Origin of the sequence: Parabacteroides sp. AM17-47 (assembly GCF_003434625.1) — a bacterium.
Taxonomy (GTDB): Bacteria; Bacteroidota; Bacteroidia; order Bacteroidales; family Tannerellaceae; genus Parabacteroides; species Parabacteroides distasonis.
Map to the genome: position 1 here is coordinate 123,255 of NZ_QTLI01000004.1, position 21,063 is coordinate 144,317.

Genomic DNA, 21,063 nt, shown 5'->3' on the forward strand with positions numbered 1-21,063 from the left:
ATACTAGTATTAATATTAAATTCTTACATTAATGATGTAGGGTCCCGGTATTTACGACAGGTTGCGCTGCCTCGTCAGCGCAAAGGACCACCAACAGGTTGCTAACCATCGCAGCCTTCCGTTCCTCATCCAATTCCACAACATTGTCTTGATCCAGTTTGTTCAAGGCGAGTCGAACCATGCTGACCGCTCCCTCCACGATCCGTTCTCTTGCGGCGATAATGGCTTCCGCTTGCTGGCGGCGTAACATGACTCCGGCGATCTCGGAAGCATACGCTAAGTAATTGATACGAGCTTCCAATACCTCAATGCCTGCTATCGCCAAACGACTGTTTAATTCCTCTTCCTGTTTTTGAGCGACCTCCCCGTCATCGGATCGTAAGGTGACGGGATCTTTGCTCTCGTTATAATCATAGGCATACATGCCAGCTATCTTACGGATGGCGGCGTCACTTTGTATCTGCACGAAATTCTCATAATTCTGCATTCGTTGGGATAATTCAGAGGATTCTCCCAGTGATATGAATGATTTATTCGAGGAGATACTAATGGACGAAGAATCGATGTCGAACATCGCTTTATAAGTATCCTTGACTTTCCATACCATCACGGCCCCGATCATAACCGGATTACCGACCTTATCGTTAACCTTGATAGGAGGGACATCTAAGTTACGGGCACGTAACGTGATTTTCTTTTTGCTGTAAAGTGGATTGACCCAGAAAAATCCGTTATCAGTAATTGTCCCTTTATATTTTCCGAAAAAGAGCATTACTCGGGCATTGTTGGGCTCGATTTCCATGAATCCCAATAAACAAACCACTAACAGGCAGAGTCCGACGATGCCGGTGATTACGCTCCAAGTCTCGTTGGTGTCTGCGATTAAATAGCAGCAGAGACCCGATAGAGCCAATAGGAGAAAAAGAGCAATAAACCCCGAGATTCTCAGTCCGTTGAATGTCTTTTCGGTTGCTTTCATGATGATTTGTTTTTGATATTAATTTGATATCACAAAATAAGTGATTTTTATGGAGACTGCCAAATATTTTGAGGGATATTATTAGAGTGATCTGTAAATATTTTCATAGCTTTGTCTCATCTAAAAATTATATACTTGGACTTTCAGTTAGACACGAACAATAAGGAGTTTCAGGATGCCTTGCAACTGATCACCCACACTCGCCAGTCTGTTTTCCTGACAGGGAAAGCAGGGACCGGCAAGTCTACTTTTTTGAAGTATATTTGCAATCATACGAAGAAAAAGTATGTGGTGCTGGCTCCTACCGGAATAGCGGCCATAAATGCGGGCGGCGTTACCTTGCATTCCTTTTTCAAGCTCCCTTTTCGGCCGATGTTGCCGGATGATCCGGATTTAAGTTTGTCTCATGGTCGTATCTTTGAGTTTTTTAAGTATCCGAAGGAGAAACGGAAAATTATCGCGGAGGTCGATTTGATCATCATTGACGAGATATCGATGGTGAGGGCGGATATTATTGATTGTGTAGATCGTATCTTGAGGGTCTATTCCGGTAATATGCGATTGCCTTTTGGCGGAAAGCAGCTATTGTTCGTGGGAGATGTCTTCCAGTTGGAACCGGTTGTTCCGTCGGATCAAAAAGAGATATTGAGTTTGTTCTATGCGAGCCCTTTCTTTTTCTCGGCTCGTGTGTTCAAGGACATTAATTTAGTGCCGATCGAGTTGCAAAAAGTGTATCGCCAGACCGATTCTGTTTTTATCAATATATTGGATCGGATTCGTAATAATGCCGCTAGAAAACAGGAGTTGGATACGTTGAACGGTCGTTATTTTCCGTCTTTCGAGCCTCAGAATGAGGATATGTATATCACGTTGGCCACTCGCCGGGATCAGGTTGATTTTATCAATGAGAAGAAGTTGGCCGAGCTTCCCGGAGAAGAGTACGTCTCCGTGGGAAAGATCGAGGGGGATTTTCCGGAATCCTCACTACCTACCCAGCTGAATTTATCCATCAAGGAACAGGCGCAGGTTATTTTTATCGATAATGATTATGAGCGTCGTTGGGTGAACGGGACGATCGGTATGGTATCGGGTATCGATGAGAATGGAAATGTTTATGTCTTGCTGGAGAGCGGTGTAGAACATTTGGTCGAACCTACCTCATGGCGAAATTATAAATACAAATATAACGAGAAAGAGAAACGGATCGAGGAAGAGATTGTCGGTACGTTCGAACAATTGCCGATTCGTTTGGCTTGGGCGATCACGGTGCATAAGAGTCAAGGCTTGACTTTTAGCCGGGTGGTAGTTGATTTGACCGGAGGGGTATTTGCCGGGGGACAAACCTATGTGGCGTTGAGTCGTTGTACTTCATTGGAAGGATTGGTGCTAAAAAGCAAGATCTCTTCCCGGGATATCTTTATCCGGAAAGAGATCGTAGAATTCAGCCAAATATTCAATAACCAAGCATTAATAGAGAAAAGTATCAAAGAGAGCGAGGCGGAATTGCAATATGGTCGGGCGGCTCAGGGTTTTCGGCAGGGTAATATGAAAGAGGCGGTCGAGGCTTTTGCCGCCGCCGTATCTAAACGGAATGAATTGGATAATCCGATGGTACAACGGCTGCTTCGTTTGAAATTGCAAGCGTTGAATAGTCAAAAGGCACAGATTAAGGCTTTGCGGGAAGAGTTGCATTCGCTTCGTGAGACCCAGAAAGAGTATGCGCATGAATATTACTTGATGGGTAACGAGTGCATAACGAAGGCCCATGACGCGAATGCCGCTATTCGTTGTTTTGATAAAGCCTTGAATTTGAATCCGAATTATGTGGAAGCTTGGGTGCGCAAAGGGGTTACTTTATTGGATATAGGTGAGGACTACGACGCTCAGGTTTGTTTAAACAAAGCGGTAAAATTAAGTCCGAAATCTTTTAAGGCCCGCTATAACCGTGGAAAATGCCTATTGAAGCTCAAATATTACGATGAAGCTATTCTGGATTTCCAGCAGGCGGTAAGTATCAAACCTAAACATGCGGCTTCCCACGAATATCTGGCAGAGGGTTTCCGGGCGATCGGAGAGGACGAATTAGCCCAGCGGCATCAAGATATAGCGGATGCCTTGCGAGGAGGAGAGGATATATGATGAAATAGAAAAGGCGGGAAAATTTGTTCCCCGCCTTTTTTATGGAGTTATATCTCTTGATTAATTAAAGATGTAACGGATACCAACCTGCATTTTCCAGCATTCAGTATAGATACGGTTATAAGAATAAGTCTCGGTCGGATATTCACCATTGATCTTATACATGGAGAAAATTGGAGTCTTATTATCATCCATACCTTCATATTTCAAGATACGGCAACCGTTGGAAGAAGATGCGTTCTTCATTACACCCCATTTCGAGTTGATCATATTACCGATATTCATGAAATCAAGGCTCAATTGGAAATGATGTTCGGTTTTACCTGCCTTGAATGAGAAATCTTCCGTTATACGAAGGTCGAAACGATGTACCCAAGGTGCACGTGCGGCATAAGCCTCAGCGTATTCTCCCTTGTGATTCTTTAAATAAGAATCTTGGTCTACGAAGTTCCAGAAAGCGGTTCTATCTGCTTCATTCTTGAATTTGATTTCACTATCATCTTTCGGGATATACATCATATCATTATTGATACCGTCACCATTCATATCATTTGTATAAGCGAAGCTATATCCGGAAGCGGAATAACCGGAATAGAACAGATTTAAGCTTGTTTTTCTGAGCAGACCTTTATGGCGGAAGGGCAGATTATAATTGACCGCTGCGATTACCTTGTCGGGCACTACATACCGTGAACGTTGTACGGTCGCGAAATTCGGTCCGTCTATCGTTAACATTCCCTGCCATGTAGATACAGGGTCGCTACCCGGAAGACCGGAAATTTCTTTGGATTCCGTGTGCGTATAAGCCAACATCATGTTCAAATCCTCTACGGGTTGAGCGTTAACCGTAACATTGGCGGTATAACCATGTCCTTTGGATGTGTTAGTTAATACAACCGCATTCTTACCGGATACATACGTATAATCAGATGGATAAATCAAACGGTTATCCGCTCCGTTAAAATGTTCCCAATTTGACGGGTCCTTGATGTTGATATTCTCAAGGGTTACGGCATTGATGTTCTTGTTATAGATGAACTCGCCGGTTACGGATAATGGGAAGGAAGTTGGGAGCTGATAATCTACAGCCAAGGAGGTTTTCCATATTTGTGGCATCTTGAAGTTGTCCTTTACGCCAGAGATCTTAGAACCGGCAACCGGATTCTCTATCGTGGTAGGAAGGCCGAATTTCTTGATCGCATCGTCTACATTCGTAATCATGCCGCCAGCCAATTGATCCAGACGGGAATCATGACTTACCGCAATTCCATTCTCATATTTTGTGCCGAATACTACGGCATTTTGTACCATATTCGAGTTTGTCGGCATATTCGTAAAGAATACCAAGGGTAAACGTCCGGTAAATATACCTGTACCACCACGTACTTTTAAGGAATTATCCTTGAACACATCCCAAACGAAACCTACACGAGGGGATATTTGCATTCTAGACTTAGGCCATTTGCCGGTGTCGATATGTTTGCCTCCGAAATCAAGATCGTAGATTGCGTCGTTTCTTTGAAGATCGCTATTGTCGAAAATTAAATCATCGAAACGTATACCATAAGTTAACTTCACGTTCGGGCGAATGTTCCACTCATCCTGTGCGTAGAATCCGATCTGGTTAAAAGTAACCTGAGCTTTCGGGTCGGAAACACCGTTGTAACCGTATGTCCATGCGAACGTTTCAGGAGCGGCACCGTTCAAGAAATCATCTAAGCTGCTGTAACGATAATATCCCGTGCCGTTGCGCATATAAGCATTGCTAGCAAGTTGGTGCTCGAAACTGATACCAGCTGTGATCTTATGGTCGCCGGCAAAGTAAGTGAAGTTATCGATAACACTTGTGATCTTGTTCTTCACGCCGTTGTTGTAAGTAAATAATTCATATCCGGCACTCATATAAGGCTCCATGATTTGGTTACCTTCCGCATCTTTACCTGCCAAGATATCAATGAAGGGGAAAGGGGAAGAGTTGGTTCCGCGCATATCCTCGATATCCGTATAAGTGAAAAGTAACTGATTGGAAATCTTATCAGAGAAGCGACTGTTCAAATCAGCGGATACGGAAGACACTTTATTGTCTTGGGAATACATGCTGTTGGCAAAAGACATGGATTGGTAACCTACACGGCTTGTATTATACAGACGAGAGCCGGAACCACCATCCATAGAGTTAGCGTTGGGAGCGTTCCATGCGGTATTCTTTGTATAGTTGTACCGTACGCTCAATTTATGGCCATTCGTGATATTCCAGTCGATACGACCTAGCAATTTCAAATTCTTTTCGTCTGCGGGGAAGTTCGTGGCTGATCCTGTATCATAACCATATTTATCTCTTAAGAAATCGGATACCTTTTGCATGTCGGAGAGTGTAGTGCGAGATATGTAGTTATTCTCGTCCGGTTGCTCTCCTTCAGTACGAGCTCTCCATTTGATCACTTGTTGCGGTTGTTTTTCCACTTCTACATTGGCGAAGAAGAATAATTTATTCTTGATGATTGGACCGCCGAACGTAGCTCCGTAAATCGTTTTGGATTCCTTAGCACGTGCGCCCAAGTCTTCTCCATCGATTGAGTTTCCTCGCATATTCTGATTCTGGAAGTAAGTGTAAGCGGAACCTTTGAATGTGTTTGTACCGGATTTGGTGATAGCGTTGATACCGCCACCAATGAAGTTTGTCTGGCGGACATCGAACGGGGCGATTACCACTTGTACTTCCTCGATAGCGTCCATAGAGATCGGGTTACCGCCTCCGGGAAGATTATCCGAAAGGCCGAAGTTGTTATTAAAGTTCGCTCCATCTACCGTAAAGTTCGTGGAACGGCCATCGCCACCGGCAAAACTCATGTCGGAGGCATAAGGAGAAAGGCGTGCGATATCGGAGATACTACGGTTAATGGTGGGTAAAGAGGTGATCTGTGACGAGGAGATATTGGTTGTCGCACCCGTCTTTTCCGTATTGAACTTCGTTTTCGCCGCTGTGATTACGATCTCGTCCAAGGTCTCGGAAGATTCTTTCAACTTAACATTCAAGTTGTAGTTCTCTCCCAATTGCAGGGTAATGCCGGAATAAACGGCAGATTGATAACCAACGTAAGAGATCGTAACTTTGTATGGACCTCCTGTACGCATACCTTGTAAGGAAAAGCGTCCGTCAACGTTCGTGATCGTACCATAATTTGTCCCAGAAGGTTCGTGAACCGCCAAAACGGTCGCACCAATAACGGGTTCATCTTGAAACATAACTGTTCCACTCATACTGGCTGTTGTTACCTGCGCTTGTGTCGGGATGACAAACAAGAAACTCAGTACAGCTAAAAGGAATAGCGTCTGTAAATGTCTGCTCATAATTTAAAATAGTTAATGTAATAAAAACTTTCGCAAAGTTATGGGTTATTTTTTAATATCATTGTATGTTTCTTATTTAATACTTGTTTCATATTCATGAAGTTGCTGTGACGGGGCGGAATTGAGTAATGTCCTTATTCGGAGATGGATGGCTTGTATTGGCAAAACAAGAGGGTTCTTTATGAAATTTTTAATTTGATGATTCTTAACTAACATTCCCTGTTGGGCGGTGATTTAAAAGAATTATAGACGCTTTTCCTGCATATTGTTGGATTATGGATGTGGTTGGTTGAAAATAATAATCTGGAGATCTGTGTGAGGAATGTTAATGCTATGAATATTATATATAGTTTGTGACAAAAAGAGATATCTAATCCCTATCTTTGCGGCGATATACAAAAATGTTATAATTATTTTAAATATAAATACTTCTTGTATGAGGAAAACTTATCTACTTTTAACGTTACTTTTGTTGTGCGTGGGAATATCCATACATGCTCAGGTGACGACGGCGAGTATGAGTGGTAAAGTCACGGATACATCATCGGAAGCGATGATCGGAGTGAATATCAAGGCTACGCATACGCCAACGGGTACCGAATACTACACGATTACCCAGCCGAATGGTTCTTATTCTTTTAACAACCTTCGTATCGGAGGCCCTTATGTGGTAGAGTTCTCTTATATTGGATACAATACGGAGAGCCGGACAGGAATAAACTTGGTTTTGGGTGAGGATCTGAAACTGAATGTAGTAATGCGGGAAGATACCCAAGCTCTCGACGAGGTAGTCGTGGTTGCGGATAAGAACCCCATTATTTCAGGAAGTCGTACAGGTGCGCAGGAAATCATCACTCGTGAGAAGATGGATAAGCTGCCTACGATTAACCGTTCTTTGGACGATTTCGTGAAATTAACTCCGATGAGTAGCGGTAAGAATTTTGGCGGTGTCTCTTACCGTTTTAATAATGTAACGGTGGACGGTGCTTCCTTTAATAACTCGTTTGGTCTGGCTTCTGCTCTTGGAGCTTCCGGTACGGAACCGATTTCTTTGGAGGCGCTCGAGCAGGTACAGGTGATGATCGCTCCTTTTGATGTTCGAAATGGAGGATTTACGGGTGCGGGTATTAACTCCGTAACGAAATCCGGTTCGAATGAGTTTCATGCTTCTGTATATATGTACACGAAGAGTCCGTCTATGATGGGATATCGTGTGAAGGATGAGACGATTGGTGTTTCTGAGTTCTCTAACCACCAATACGGTATCAGCTTATCCGGCCCGATCATTAAAAATAAATTATTCTTTTTCATCAATGGTGAGATGGATCGTCAGGAGGAACCGATTTCTTATACGACCGCTAATTCAGCGGCGGATGCGACCGTCTTGCAGGGTTTATCTGATTTCTTAGGTGATGAGCTTGGGTATAATCCGGGTAAATTCGACGTGAATAAGACAAATACTCAAGCGGATCGAATCACGGCTCGTTTAGACTGGAATATCAACTCAAATAATGTGTTGAGCTTAAAATATTATTATTTGAAATCGTTTAATACGAATAACCCTTCTACTTCCGGTGCGCCGAATAACGGACGTGGACCGAATGCGTTCGCTATTCCGTTCTCTTCTTCTTTCTACCGGACGAATAATAACTTCAATATTTGGATGGCCGACTTGAATACGACCATTAATGACCGTATGTCTAACTATTTGAAGATCGGTTATTCCCGTTTGCGTGATTATCGCGATATGGATGGCGGTTACTTCCCGCAAGTGGATATCTTGGATGGTGGTAACAATGCTTATACAACTTTCGGAACCGAGGCAAACTCCTATAATAACCAGTTGAACACTGATATCTGGCAGATACAGGATAACTTCTTGATGAATTTTGGCAAACATCAGATTACGGTTGGAACGCAAAGTGACTATCGTGCCTTTAAGAATGGTTTCGCTCAAAACTATCCGGGTTCTTGGGTGTTTAATTCTGTCGATGATTTCAAGTTCAACGTATTGGCTACAAAACAATACATGGCCGCTCATAACGGAAGTGTACAAGGATTTGATATCCGTGAGTTTAATCCGAAAGATTTTGGATTTGGTTCCAATGTGACGGGTATAACGAACTCTTCTTCTACGGGGTATCAATACTATGCGCAAAGATATTCGATGACGGATGATTTTCCATTCGCCGAGATAAATGTATTCCAGTTAGGTTTGTATGCCCAAGATAAGTGGACGGTAAGTGATAAATTGAACTTGACGTTAGGTTTACGTATCGATGTTCCGTTCTTTATGACTGATTTGCAGTCGAATGATAAAGTCGCCGCCGAGACCTATCGGGATGGCATCAAGATCGATGTTTCTAAATATCCGAACGCCAAACCTCAGTTTTCTCCTCGATTCGGTTTTAACTACAAACCGTTTGACGATGAGAATGGAAGCTTACAGATACGTGGTGGTACGGGACTCTTCACGGGTACTCCTCCTTATGTATGGATCAGTAATCAAGCCGGCAACAATGGTGTTTTGTTTGGTGACCTAAATGTTCGGGCGGTAAAGGATAAAAATGACAATATCATTAGCGACGGCAGACCTTCACTAGGTTTCACCGGAAATATGGATACTTATAAACCGGCTGAAGGTAGCGCTACACGTTCGGATATAGCGATTACGGATCCGGACTTTAAATATCCGAGCTTATGGAAAAGTAATATCGCTGCTGATTATAAGTTTGGTGATGGTTGGGTCGCTACCGTAGAGTTGCTGTATTCAAAAGACATTAACGCTATTTATCATGACAATATCGGATTGTATCGGACCGAGCAATTTGTAAATGACGGTGGAGCGGGTAATGCACGTCCATATTATAATGGCTATTATAGCGATAGAGAAGGAAATCAAAAGGCTGCGAATCATGTCGTGATGCTGCGTAATACCAGCAAAGGACATTCGCTTTATACGACCTTCCAGTTGCAGAAAAACTTTGTTGATGGAATCCTGAAGGGATTGTATTTGAATGGATCTTACTCTTTCGGGCAGTCTAGAGGTGTAACAGACGGAACATCGTCTGTGGCGACTTCCGCTTGGAAGTACCGTGCGGCCTTGGACGGAAATGCGGAAGAAGTAGGTTATACGGCAGGTTCTTTTGATGGTCGTTTGTTATTGTCCGCTTCTTATACGGCTAACTGGAGTAAATATGCGGCAACAAGTTTTGGCTTGATTTATCAGCGTTATCGTCCGTTCCGTTATTCTTATTGTTATAATGGTGACGCGAATGGCGATTCTCAGTTCTCCAATGACTTGATGTATATCCCTGCGAATTTTGACGAGGTAAAAGATCATTTGTTACCGGGCGATTTCGATAGCCAAGAAGATGCATGGAAAGCGATGAATGCCTTTATCGAGCAAGATCCTTATTTGAGCAAACATAGAGGTGAGTATGCCGAACGTAACGGTGCTGTCGCTCCGTTTGCGAATCAATTGGATTTGAGCGTTTCTCATGATATAAAGATTTACCAGAAGAATGGTCGCTCACATACTTTGCGCTTTAGTTTCAATATCGCTAACTTCTTGAATTTGTTGAATCGTAATTGGGGTGTGGTACAAACAACCGTTTTGGGTAATCAGCAATATCAGTTCTTGACGATCCCGAAAGGACAAGGCCCGAGTGCGGCGAACAACTATACGTTGAAATATACGATGGCGAAAGATTTGGACGAAACCTTCAAGGATAATTTGAACGATGTGTCTCGTTGGCAGATGCAATTCGGTATCAAGTATATCTTCTAAGAGAAAAATCTTTCATTAGATAAAATTTAATAATTAGAAGAGGTTCACTATCTTTGTGGACCTCTTTTTTAATTTAATGATATGTGGAATAATCGTATTGAGTTCTTACTCGTTAGTTTCTTTTGTATTTGTTCATTGGCTTTTACCGGTTGCCAAACGAAAAAACAATCGGATCGTTATGTCGTAGTTTTATCAATGGACGGTTTCCGCTCTGATTATCCGTCACGTGCTCATACTCCGACGTTGGATTCTTTGGCGAATGTGGGGGTTCGCTCCACGTTTCGCCCGTGTTATCCCAGCGTGACTTTCCCGAATCATTATAGCATGGCTACCGGATTGCATCCGGATCACCATGGTTTGGTAAATAATTTCTTTTATGACGCGGAGCTTGATAGCTCATACCGGATGGGAAATCTTGATCCGCAATTTTATGGTGGAGAACCTATTTGGAATACGGCGGAACGCCAAGGGGTTCGTACCGCCTCGTTCTATTGGGTAGGTAGTGAGGTGCCTTTAGAGAGTGGCCAGCCTTCAATATGGAAGCCGTTTGATAAATCGGTTCCTTTTTCAGATCGTGCTGATTCCGTGATCTCTTGGCTGAAGTTGCCGGAAGATGTGCGTCCTCATTTGATTATGTGGTATATGGAAGAACCGGATGCGATAGGTCATTCCGCTACCCCGGATTCGTCGGCGACCTTGGATGTGGTGGAGAACTTGGATAAAGTCTTGAATCATTTTTTCACGGAAGCCCGTCAGTTGGATATTTTCGATAAGATCGATTTTATCGTTCTTTCGGATCATGGAATGGCCACCTATTATCCCGAGAAATATGTGAACTTGAATGATTATCTACCCCGGGATAGTTTCGATTGTGTTTTTGATGGCGTTCCTACATTATTATATCCCAAGAAAACCTATGTGGATACTGCCTATGCGATTTTACAGAAAGTGCCGAATATAACCGTATGGAAGAAAAACGAGATTCCTGAGAAATTTGTTTACGGAAAGAATCCTCGAGTTAGTGACTTAGTTGTTTCTCCACATATTGGAACGTATGTAGAATTCCGAGAGAAATCATCTCCCCGTTATGCGGCGACACATGGTTACGATAATTTTACGCCGGAGATGGAGGCCATATTCTATGCGGCAGGTCCCTCGTTCAAGAGACATGCGGAGGTCCCGCAAATGGCGAACGTGAACCTTTACTTGATGATTGCCCGTTTATTGAATATACAACCTGCTCCGAATGACGGGGATAGCGCTGTCGTTCAGCAGCTATTTAAATGATAAGATTGATGCTACCATCTCATTTGACATGACATTACTGCAACCGCCGTGCGGTAATACTGCGGCGGTCTTGCGGTAATTGATGCTTTATTGATATTTGCGTGCCATCTTACGCATGAAGGCGAGACTGCCTTTGGCTAAGGCATCGGCATTGTATTTAGACGGACGCCACAAAGATACGGCTTCCGCCATACCGGGAACAGAATTGGAGAAATTCTCCAAAACTAAATTCCCATTGAAATCGATTTCCTGTAGTCCCCGGAACAAATCATCCCAGCGTACGTTTCCCTCACCCAGCATTCCCCGGTCACTTTCAGTCATGTGAATATGGCGAAGCCGGCTGCCAGCCGCAATAACCGGTTCATAAAAACTCGTCTCTTCTATATTCATATGGAAAGTATCCAGATGCAAAGACAAATTCGGTGCGTTTACGCATTTGATAAAGCGCAAGACTTCCTCCGCAGAGGTACACATATAACTTTCATAGCGATTGATCGGCTCGATACCGATCGTGATTCCAGATCGGGCGGCGTATTCGGCAACCTCTGCCCATACCTCACAAAGTGTATTTTCTTCTTCTTGTGTTCGCTGTTTGCCGGAAAAGACCCCGATGCCGGAATGTAAGACACCTCCCAAGTAATCAACCTCCAGTTCGCTCGCTTTATCCAGTGCCTCCTTGATCAGACAAGTCGCTTTCTTGGGATAAAAAGGAATATGCGCTTCTTTGGGAAGATTGAGAGAACAAGTCGCCTTCAATCCGTGTTGTTTCAATTGTCGCTTTACGATTGGAGCATCGAACTCCATGGAAGGAGGCAACAAAATTTCCAGTAAATCAAAACCGGCGGCAGATGCTTGCTGGATAGCGAAAAGACCGGCTTCTGGTGTCCACATAGGTGGTATCCAAGAAAGAATGGAAGCTCCGAAAGTAGGATTCATAATCGTATTGTTTTTATTTCGTTAGGGTTACAAAGTAAGTGTTTTTTTGAAGATTTCATTGCGAAGAAAGTGAAATCCTTCGCAATGAAATATCATAAATGTCATTTAAAAATAAAAGTTGGTACCCGGACAGAAGATAGGGTGGCTGCTGGTATTATCAATTTCAATCTTATTTTCTCTAGCGAGCCAACCGATAGCGGACCATAGATCCGCATCTGTTAGAGCGGATTTTGCTCTCAACGCCTCAAAACTCCAATGTTGGCCATCTGAAAGCAAATTCCAGATAGCTCCTGCATTTAATCCGATCGATCCTTTTGTCATGATAAAATCTGTTTTTATGTTTATGGTATATAGTGCTTATATTGTTATAACAGATAATATCCGGTAAAAGTATGTTGCGTTGAGATAAATAATCTAAAAAACAAAAATCTCTTGATGCGTTGAATTTTATTCCTTGAAGTCAGTGAATATGGATTCATCGTATACATTGTGTTCCTTTTTATCGTGGAATGGATACCATACTTGGGCAAAGAACGGATTTCCTTTAGCGATCTCGTCGTAATTCCAAGGGAGAGGTAAACATTCCGGGCACCAATGGCCTCCTAATAATACTAATGTGGGAGAGGCCTTAAAACGGTGACCGAATTGGCACTCCCAATCGAGTGGAGTCGATAAATCTCCTTTTGTCATGGCCGGTGACAAGCATTTTCCTCCCCTGAATTCTGCGGCTTTACGCATATCCTCGATATCCCATTCCGATTTAGGCTTACTTTCATCATAACCATGATCCAGAAAGACGGGTGTTTCGGAGGGGCGTTCTGTCCGGATCTTATCCCAACCCGGGATTGCTTGCCAATCCTCATACGAGCCAAAATATGCGGATATACGATCTTGGTGTCTGTTCTTGATCCAGTTACGAGTTCCCAGTCCCGGCTTTTTAGCGATGGCTCCCATACCCAGTTTTATGAAGATAGGAGGGACGATCTTTGCTAGGTGGAAATACCAAGGGACTTGGCTGGCCATCCATTTAAAATAATCGTCGCAAGTTTGGTTACTGCGGAAATGCAGATATCCTTCCAATAGATCTGAATCGGTATACCATTGTCCGTGGAAATTACGGATAGCGAACCAGTTCGGTTCGAATATTTTCTCTGGGGCGGGACAGCCAATCGCTTTTAACAATTTACTCTCAAACTCATAATTCGTCAGGCGGAAAGACGGGCCGCTACTAATATTATAGAAACGGTTCCAAAACTCATCCGGCACCTCCTCCTCGCATACATTCGCTAGTAAGCGACCGGAATCCTCGGCGGTAGCCCATTCCAGCACGCCGTCTAGCGGTACGTGGAATGTGATTGGGTCCGAACCTTTGAATAATAATTCGGGGCATAAGATACCGGTTTGGCGAAGGCACGCCCAATGTTTAATACCCGACTCCACGAAAATACGTTCGGCTATTGTCTTTGAGATGGCATAATGATCATAGACACTTATATTGATCGGATCTCCCGTACGTCCCCAATGAACAGGTGCGTTACGGTGGCCGGTTTGCGCCACGGAGCCGATATAGACTACCTTGATCCGGTCAGAGTTCGGTTGTGCTTTTACGGCATCCACGATATATTGGGCGGCGGTCGTGTTTACTTTCAAGGTTTTTTTAGGGAAATAATCCGCTGCCGGGGAAACCATTCCACCTACATGCAATACGTAGTCCGCCCCCATTACTCCATTTAAGACATCTTGATAATTTGTCAAGTCTCCCCAAACGATACGGATCCCTGCCATGGCCTCATATGCGGCTAATTTCTCTTTATTGATTTTGCTTGGACGAGCCAAAAGTGTTATATTAAAACGATCTAGCCGCTTGGACAACTCGACCAATCCGGCATGCCCCATCGTCCCGGTGGCTCCGGTCAGAAAGACGGTCTTTTTACTTTTCATGATATAATTTAGTGTATAATAAAAGACTTAGGATACTATCGGGTAGCGAAGGTATATAAAAAAAAACTCCCAACCAATAGATTGAGAGCTTTTGTAGTGGATACGAGAATCGAACTCGTATTACATGCGTGAGAGGCATGTGTCCTAACCGTTAGACGAATCCACCATTTAGGTGTCATTGTTTTTGTTTGACGATGCAAAGGTAGATATATTTTTTAATTCTGCAATAGTTGAACCGAGTTTTTTTGAAGAAAAAGTGTGTTTTTTATCAAAATGCCAAGAAAACGGGGAGAATACCACTAAAAGGCGTTAAAAGTAGTTGCGATTTCATTGTTTTTTCATTGTCGGTACTGTTTATTTATTCTACCTTTGCCATCTGTAATTGAACAAAATAGTATTGAACATTACTAATACCAGTTTAATAAACAACTAATATTATGGCAGAACTTAAAGAAAAACTTTTCTCAGAATTCGCTCCTGTGTCTACTGAAGAGTGGATGGCGAAGATAACGGCCGACCTGAAAGGGGTACCGTTTGAGAAAAAGCTTGTTTGGAAGACAGGCGAAGGATTTAATGTAAATCCTTTCTATCGTGCAGAAGACATCGAGGGTTTAAAGACTACAGAGTCTCTTCCCGGTGAATTCCCTTATGTTCGTGGAACGAAGAAAGACAACGATTGGAAGGTACGCCAGAACATTGAAGTTTGCTGCTTCAAGGGTGCTAACGAGAAAGCACTTGACCTTTTGACGAAAGGTGTTACTTCTCTTGGGTTCATCATCAAAGGTGATGAGGTGAACGAGGAGAATATAGCTACTTTATTAGAAGGTATTTGTCCGGCTTCCGTAGAATTGAACTTCAACACTTGCAACTGCAAAGCGGAGAAGTTGATCGGTATCTTGGCTGACTACTTCAAAGGCAAGGGTGTCGACGCAGAGAAGTGCTACGGTTCTGTAAACTATGACGCTTTCAAGAAACCTTTAGTAAAAGGTAAAGAAAACAGTGAGTGGGTAGAAGGTGCCGCAGCTGTGCTCAAAGCTGGACAGGCTTTGCCTAACTACCGTGTATTGGCTGTAAATGCGTTCCTTTTCAACAATGCTGGCGCTTACATTTCTCAGGAATTAGGTTACGCCTTGGCTTGGGGTAACGAATTGATGGCAAAACTTACCGAGGCTGGTTTCACCGCTGACGAGGTTGCCAAGAAAATCAAATTCAATTTAGGTATCAGCTCTAACTACTTCATGGAAATCGCTAAGTTCCGTGCGGCTCGTTGGTTGTGGGCCGAGATCGTAGCCGCTTATAAGCCGGCCTGCGAATGCGCTTGCAAGATGGTTGCTCACGCACAGACTTCAGAGTGGAACATGACGGTTTACGATGCTCACGTAAACTTGCTTCGTTCTCAAACTGAGGCTATGTCTGCCGCTCTTGCCGGCGTAGACTCTATCACGGTTCGCCCGTTTGATAAGATTTACCAGACTCCAGACGATTTCTCCGAGCGTATCGCACGTAACCAACAATTATTATTGAAGGAAGAGTGCCACTTGGATAAGGTCGTTGACCCGTCTGCCGGTTCTTATTATGTAGAGGTATTGACGAATTCCTTGGCTGATGTCGCTTGGAAGTTGTTCTTGGAGGTTGAGGAAAAAGGAGGATTCTCCGTTGCCGTGAACGCAGGTGAGATCCAGAATGCCGTTAACGCTTCGAATGTAGCTCGTAAGAAAGCGGTTGCTACCCGTCGTGAGATATTGTTGGGTTCTAACCAGTATCCTAACTTCACGGAAGTAGCTGCCGATAAGATTCAAGAAAAAGGTTCTTGCTGTTGTGGCGGTGGTCATTGCGGTGAGGCAACGATCCCGGCTCTAGATTTCTCTCGCGGCGCTTCTGAATTCGAGGCTTTGCGTATGACGACAGAGAAGAGTGGCAAGACTCCGAAGGTATTTATGTTGACGATAGGTAACTTGGCGATGCGTTTGGCTCGTTCACAGTTCTCCGCTAACTTCTTCGGTTGTGCCGGATATAAGATAATTGATAACTTAGGCTTCGATACGGTTGAGGCTGGTGTTGAGGCTGCTGTCAAGGCTGGTGCCGAGATCGTGGTTCTTTGCTCTAGTGATGACGAGTATGCTGAATTCGCTCCTGCCGCTTACAAGGCTTTGGCCGGACGTGCCGAATTCGTTGTAGCCGGAGCTCCTGCTTGCGCGGACGACTTGAAGGCTCAAGGTATCGACCAGTTCGTAAATGTAAAGAGCAATGTGCTTGAGACATTGAAAGCATTCAACGCTAAATTAGGAATCGCTTAAGTATAAACAATTATGAGACCAAATTTTAAAAACATAGATATAAAGAATGCCGGATTCGCAGCTACAAACGCTGCCGAATGGGCAAAAGCCAATGGTATCGAGCCCAATTGGAAAACACCCGAGCATATCGAGGTGAAACCTGTATATACAAAAGAAGACTTGGAGGGTATGGAGCACTTGAACTATGCTTCTGGTTTGCCTCCTTATCTACGTGGCCCGTACAGCGGTATGTACGCTATGCGTCCTTGGACAATCCGTCAGTACGCAGGTTTCTCTACCGCTGAGGAGTCTAACGCTTTCTATCGCCGTAACTTGGCTTCCGGTCAGAAAGGTTTGTCCGTTGCGTTCGACCTTCCGACTCACCGTGGTTACGATGCCGACAACGAACGTGTGGTTGGTGATGTAGGTAAAGCGGGTGTATCTATCTGTTCCTTGGAGAACATGAAAGTGTTGTTCGATGGTATTCCTTTGAACAAGATGTCTGTTTCCATGACCATGAATGGTGGTGTGCTTCCGGTATTGGCATTCTATATCAACGCAGGTTTGGAGCAAGGTGCTAAGTTGGAGGAAATGGCCGGTACGATCCAGAACGATATATTGAAAGAGTTCATGGTACGTAATACCTATATCTATCCGCCTGAGTTCTCCATGAAGATTATCGCTGATATCTTCGAGTACACCTCTCAGAAGATGCCGAAGTTCAACTCTATCTCTATCTCCGGTTATCATATGCAGGAGGCTGGTGCTACGGCTGATATCGAGATGGCTTATACGTTGTGCGACGGTATGGAATATCTTCGTGCCGGTATCAACGCCGGTATCGATGTGGATGCGTTCGCTCCCCGTTTGTCATTCTTCTGGGCTATCGGTGTAAATCACTTCATGGAGATCGCCAAGATGCGTGCGGCTCGTATGTTGTGGGCGAAGATCGTGAAGAGCTTCGGCGCTAAGAACCCGAAATCATTGGCATTGCGTACACATAGCCAGACTTCCGGTTGGTCATTGACCGAGCAAGATCCGTTCAATAACGTAGGACGTACTTGTATCGAGGCTATGGCCGCTACATTAGGACATACACAATCTTTGCATACGAACGCATTGGATGAGGCGATCGCTTTGCCGACCGACTTCTCTGCTCGTATCGCTCGTAATACACAGATTTACATTCAGGAAGAGACTAAGATCTGTAAGGAGATCGACCCGTGGGCTGGTTCTTACTATGTAGAGTCTTTGACGAATGAGTTGGTACATAAAGGTTGGGCATTGATCCAAGAGATCGAGAGCATGGGTGGTATGGCGAAAGCCATCGAGACAGGTCTTCCTAAGATGCGTATCGAGGAAGCTGCCGCTCGTACACAGGCTCGTATCGACTCTGGTGTTCAGACCATCGTTGGTGTTAACAAATATCGTTTGCCGAAGGAAGATCCGATCGATATCCTAGAGATCGATAATACAGCCGTACGTAACGAGCAGATCGCCGCTTTGAAGGAGTTGCGTGCTAACCGTGACGAAGCCGCTGTTCAAAAAGCTTTGGCTGATATCACGGAGTGCGTGAAGACGAAGAAGGGCAACTTATTAGAGTTGGCTGTTAAGGCTGCCGGCTTGCGTGCGTCATTGGGAGAGATCTCCGATGCTTGCGAGGTGGTTGTAGGTCGTTATAAAGCAATCATTAGAACTATTTCAGGCGTGTATTCATCAGAAACTAAGAAAGACGCAGACTTCCAGAAAGCTTGCGAGCTTTGCGAGCAATTCGCTAAGAAAGAAGGCCGTCAGCCTCGTATCATGATCGCTAAGATGGGTCAGGACGGACACGACCGTGGCGCTAAGGTTGTCGCTACTGGTTATGCGGACTGTGGTTTCGACGTAGATATGGGACCGTTGTTCCAGACTCCGGCCGAGGCTGCCCGTCAAGCTGTGGAGAACGACGTTCACGTAATGGGCGTTTCTTCTTTGGCCGCTGGTCATAAGACGTTGGTTCCGCAGGTTATCGAGGAGTTGAAGAAACTAGGTCGCGAGGACATCATCGTTATTGCTGGAGGTGTAATCCCGGCTCAAGACTATGATTTCTTGTATAAGGCTGGCGTTGCCGCTATCTTTGGCCCGGGTACTTCCGTATCGAAGGCAGCTTGCCAGATCCTTGAGATCTTGTTAGGCGAATAAATAGAGTTTAGGCCTTACGGTTTTTAAATAAAGAGAGGCTGGACAATTGATTTTGTCCGGCCTTTTTTAGTATTGTATGCGGGTTTATGTACTTTTGTAGCGATTATTCAATTAAAAAGGGAAAGAATCATGGGAATCGTTATAGGTATAGATGTGGGAGGTAGCACGACCAAGATCGTCGGCGTGGAGGATAAGAAGATCAAGAACCCGATGTTCGTGAAAGCTACCGATCCGGTAACCTCTTTATTCGGGGCCTTCGGTAAATATATTTATGATAATAACATCTCGCTCTCGAATATAGAGAAAGTGATCTTGACAGGTGTAGGTAGTGCTTATATCGATCAACCTTTATATGGCTTACCAACTGCGAAGACGGATGAGTTCCTTGCGAATGGGCTAGGGGCGCAATATAATACGGGACTGGACAGTCTATTGGTGGTCAGCATGGGAACGGGTACCTCCTTTGTCAAGGTACAAGGCTCCACGATCGAGCATATCGGGGGATTGGGTATCGGTGGCGGAACCATCCTCGGCTTGTCTAAGCTATTATTGAAAACGCATGACTTTCACCAAATAGCGTCTTTGGCCGAGCACGGTTCCTTGAATGATATCGACTTGCATATCCGGGATATTACGCCGCATCCGTTACCCGGCCTGCCGCTGGACGTGACAGCCTCTATTTTCGGAAAAGTGGACGCGAACGCTAAGGTTGAGGATATCGCTCTCGGTATCGTTCATATGGTCTTGCAGACCATCGGGCAAGGAGCTGTTTTCGCCTCGTTAAATGGCGATATCAAGAATATCGTATTGATCGGTAACCTAACTCGCTTGCCACAATGCCCGGATATTTTCCCCCGTCTGGAGGAGATGTGCGATGTCCATTTCAAGATACCGGAGTATGCCGAGTATCGCACGGCTATCGGGGCGGCTTTATGCTATATCAGGAACCGGGAATATAAGGATATTTTTTGTGGAAAGTGTTAGGCTACATCAAAACTTTATGTATCTTTGCTACATGCTTTGTTCCCTTTCGGCAATCGCCGGATAGGGATTAAAAGGGAATCGGGTGAGAATCCCGGACAGTCCCGCTGCTGTAAGCTTCATAAACGGGTTGAGCAATACTGTTGCCACTGTTCATTCAAGTGAATGGGAAGGCGCTTAAGACCGGAAGTAAGTCAGAAGACCTGCAAGGCGTGTATATTTTCGACGGCTTCGAGGAAAGGCCGGAAGAGAACGCAAGAACCTTATCCGGTTTTTACTATTCTTTATCCAAGGTTTTCTTATCAAGTCGTCTCATGGTTTCGGATAATTATTTTGCCATAATAATTAGGGAAAGAAGCATGAATCTGACCGACGGGATGAGCTCCGTGTGTAAGATGCATGCTTTCTTTGCGTTTAAAGGACTGGGGTATTCCGTGAACACTCTATAGAGAATATTTGTTTATTATTAGAAAAGTGCGTTTATTTGCAACGAGTAATTAACAAAAGAAGTATGAATATGAAGAAAATTGTGGGACTTGTTATGGTTGCCTTGCTAGCGTTGATGGCGCTTCCGGCGAACGCTCAGCTTAAATTCGGTATCAAGGGAGGTGTGAATATATCGTCTGTTCATTTCAACTCGGACGTGTTGAAAGCGGATAACGTAACCGGCTTCCAAGTGGGTCCGATGATCGAGACGACCTTACCGTTGGTGGGTGTCGGGATCGATGCGGCAGTGTTGTATTCGCAAAAGGGTTTGGAAACGACCTCGGCTGGCGGGGTTAAGACTTCGATGAAGACGGATTATATCGATGTTCCGGTCAACTTGAAATGGAAATTCGGTTTACCGATCGTCAAGGCGTATTTGGCAGCCGGTCCGTATATCGGTTTCCGTGTAGGCGGTGATAAATTTTGGGATATCCCGGGTTCCGTAGCGGATCAGGTGAAGGCGAAGAATTTCAGCGCAGGTCTTAACTTCGGTGCCGGCGTGGAACTGATCAGTCACTTGCAGGTGGGTTTCAATTATGGTCTGGGACTGACTGATAACTATAGCATTGAGAAGGTGAACCTCTCCGACGGTGCCGGAAAGAACCGTGGATGGTCTATCACGGCAGCGATCTTGTTCTAAATAGGTGAAAATAAAATGAGAGAGGCTGGGCTTTAGAAGTCCGGCCTTTTTTGTTATTTTTGGGCTCGTAATGAAA

12 protein-coding genes, 1 tRNA gene and 1 riboswitch are annotated in these 21,063 nt (G+C 44.4%); of the genes, 7 read left to right on the forward strand and 6 right to left on the reverse strand.

The annotated features are described in order from the left end of the window. Window positions 1–28 precede the first annotated feature (28 nt). On the reverse strand, window positions 29–979 hold the full coding sequence (locus DW205_RS04255; RefSeq protein WP_121963059.1) for an SPFH domain-containing protein: 951 nt from the start codon (window positions 977–979) through the stop codon (window positions 29–31). 135 nt (window positions 980–1,114) lie between these two features. Here DW205_RS04255 and DW205_RS04260 point away from each other — a divergent pair, with 135 nt between their 5' ends. Then, window positions 1,115–3,118 (forward strand): tetratricopeptide repeat protein, encoded by a 2,004-nt coding sequence (locus tag DW205_RS04260; RefSeq protein ID WP_005867205.1) that lies wholly within the window; start codon window positions 1,115–1,117, stop codon window positions 3,116–3,118. 60 nt (window positions 3,119–3,178) lie between these two features. Here DW205_RS04260 and DW205_RS04265 read toward each other — a convergent pair whose 3' ends face one another. Next, window positions 3,179–6,469, reverse strand: coding sequence for a TonB-dependent receptor domain-containing protein (locus DW205_RS04265; protein ID WP_005867207.1), 3,291 nt, complete (start codon window positions 6,467–6,469; stop codon window positions 3,179–3,181). A 436-nt stretch (window positions 6,470–6,905) separates the two neighbouring features. Between DW205_RS04265 and DW205_RS04270 the strand changes: the two genes are divergently transcribed. Both DW205_RS04270 and DW205_RS04275 read left to right on the forward strand, forming a co-directional pair. Continuing rightward, complete coding sequence (locus DW205_RS04270; protein ID WP_005867209.1) at window positions 6,906–10,259, forward strand: TonB-dependent receptor domain-containing protein; 3,354 nt, start codon at window positions 6,906–6,908, stop codon at window positions 10,257–10,259. Between the two features lie 81 nt (window positions 10,260–10,340). Then, on the forward strand, window positions 10,341–11,546 hold the full coding sequence (locus DW205_RS04275) for an ectonucleotide pyrophosphatase/phosphodiesterase (RefSeq protein WP_005867211.1): 1,206 nt from the start codon (window positions 10,341–10,343) through the stop codon (window positions 11,544–11,546). An 87-nt stretch (window positions 11,547–11,633) separates the two neighbouring features. Here the strand turns inward: DW205_RS04275 and DW205_RS04280 are convergent, their stop codons facing one another. The 4 genes from DW205_RS04280 to DW205_RS04295 form a co-directional block, all read right to left on the reverse strand. Beyond that, complete coding sequence (locus DW205_RS04280) at window positions 11,634–12,482, reverse strand: sugar phosphate isomerase/epimerase (protein ID WP_008778708.1); 849 nt, start codon at window positions 12,480–12,482, stop codon at window positions 11,634–11,636. Between the two features lie 105 nt (window positions 12,483–12,587). Further along, the gene (locus DW205_RS04285) at window positions 12,588–12,803 is read right to left on the reverse strand and encodes a winged helix-turn-helix domain-containing protein (RefSeq protein WP_005854120.1); all 216 of its coding nucleotides are present in this window, start codon (window positions 12,801–12,803) and stop codon (window positions 12,588–12,590) included. Window positions 12,804–12,929: 126 nt separating this feature from the next. Beyond that, window positions 12,930–14,423, reverse strand: coding sequence for an NAD(P)-dependent oxidoreductase (locus tag DW205_RS04290; protein ID WP_005867216.1), 1,494 nt, complete (start codon window positions 14,421–14,423; stop codon window positions 12,930–12,932). 94 nt (window positions 14,424–14,517) lie between these two features. After that, a tRNA-Glu gene (locus DW205_RS04295) sits at window positions 14,518–14,589 on the reverse strand. 271 nt (window positions 14,590–14,860) lie between these two features. Here DW205_RS04295 and mutA point away from each other — a divergent pair. From mutA to DW205_RS04315, 4 genes are all read left to right on the forward strand, one after another. After that, window positions 14,861–16,720, forward strand: a complete 1,860-nt coding sequence (gene mutA, locus DW205_RS04300; protein ID WP_005867218.1) for a methylmalonyl-CoA mutase small subunit — start codon at window positions 14,861–14,863, stop codon at window positions 16,718–16,720. A 12-nt stretch (window positions 16,721–16,732) separates the two neighbouring features. Continuing rightward, window positions 16,733–18,880: a methylmalonyl-CoA mutase gene (gene scpA, locus DW205_RS04305; RefSeq protein ID WP_005854126.1), complete on the forward strand. Its 2,148-nt coding sequence runs from the start codon at window positions 16,733–16,735 to the stop codon at window positions 18,878–18,880. Between the two features lie 129 nt (window positions 18,881–19,009). Continuing rightward, complete coding sequence (gene coaW / locus DW205_RS04310; protein WP_005867220.1) at window positions 19,010–19,864, forward strand: type II pantothenate kinase; 855 nt, start codon at window positions 19,010–19,012, stop codon at window positions 19,862–19,864. Window positions 19,865–19,883: 19 nt separating this feature from the next. Further along, a riboswitch (cobalamin riboswitch) is annotated at window positions 19,884–20,087 on the forward strand. A gap of 291 nt (window positions 20,088–20,378) precedes the next feature. Further along, window positions 20,379–20,987 (forward strand): porin family protein, encoded by a 609-nt coding sequence (locus tag DW205_RS04315; protein ID WP_005867222.1) that lies wholly within the window; start codon window positions 20,379–20,381, stop codon window positions 20,985–20,987. Window positions 20,988–21,063: the final 76 nt, after the last annotated feature.

What these genes read in the sequence shown, in the direction of transcription:
- DW205_RS04255 (WP_121963059.1), bottom strand. Translation starts at nt 979, where the DNA reads ATGAAAGCAACCGAAAAGACATTCAACGGACTGAGAATCTCGGGGTTT.
- DW205_RS04265 (WP_005867207.1), bottom strand. Translation starts at nt 6,469, where the DNA reads ATGAGCAGACATTTACAGACGCTATTCCTTTTAGCTGTACTGAGTTTC.
- DW205_RS04270 (WP_005867209.1), top strand. Translation starts at nt 6,906, where the DNA reads ATGAGGAAAACTTATCTACTTTTAACGTTACTTTTGTTGTGCGTGGGA.
- DW205_RS04275 (WP_005867211.1), top strand. Translation starts at nt 10,341, where the DNA reads ATGTGGAATAATCGTATTGAGTTCTTACTCGTTAGTTTCTTTTGTATT.
- DW205_RS04280 (WP_008778708.1), bottom strand. Translation starts at nt 12,482, where the DNA reads ATGAATCCTACTTTCGGAGCTTCCATTCTTTCTTGGATACCACCTATG.
- DW205_RS04285 (WP_005854120.1), bottom strand. Translation starts at nt 12,803, where the DNA reads ATGACAAAAGGATCGATCGGATTAAATGCAGGAGCTATCTGGAATTTG.
- DW205_RS04290 (WP_005867216.1), bottom strand. Translation starts at nt 14,423, where the DNA reads ATGAAAAGTAAAAAGACCGTCTTTCTGACCGGAGCCACCGGGACGATG.
- mutA (WP_005867218.1), top strand. Translation starts at nt 14,861, where the DNA reads ATGGCAGAACTTAAAGAAAAACTTTTCTCAGAATTCGCTCCTGTGTCT.
- scpA (WP_005854126.1), top strand. Translation starts at nt 16,733, where the DNA reads ATGAGACCAAATTTTAAAAACATAGATATAAAGAATGCCGGATTCGCA.
- coaW (WP_005867220.1), top strand. Translation starts at nt 19,010, where the DNA reads ATGGGAATCGTTATAGGTATAGATGTGGGAGGTAGCACGACCAAGATC.
- DW205_RS04315 (WP_005867222.1), top strand. Translation starts at nt 20,379, where the DNA reads ATGAAGAAAATTGTGGGACTTGTTATGGTTGCCTTGCTAGCGTTGATG.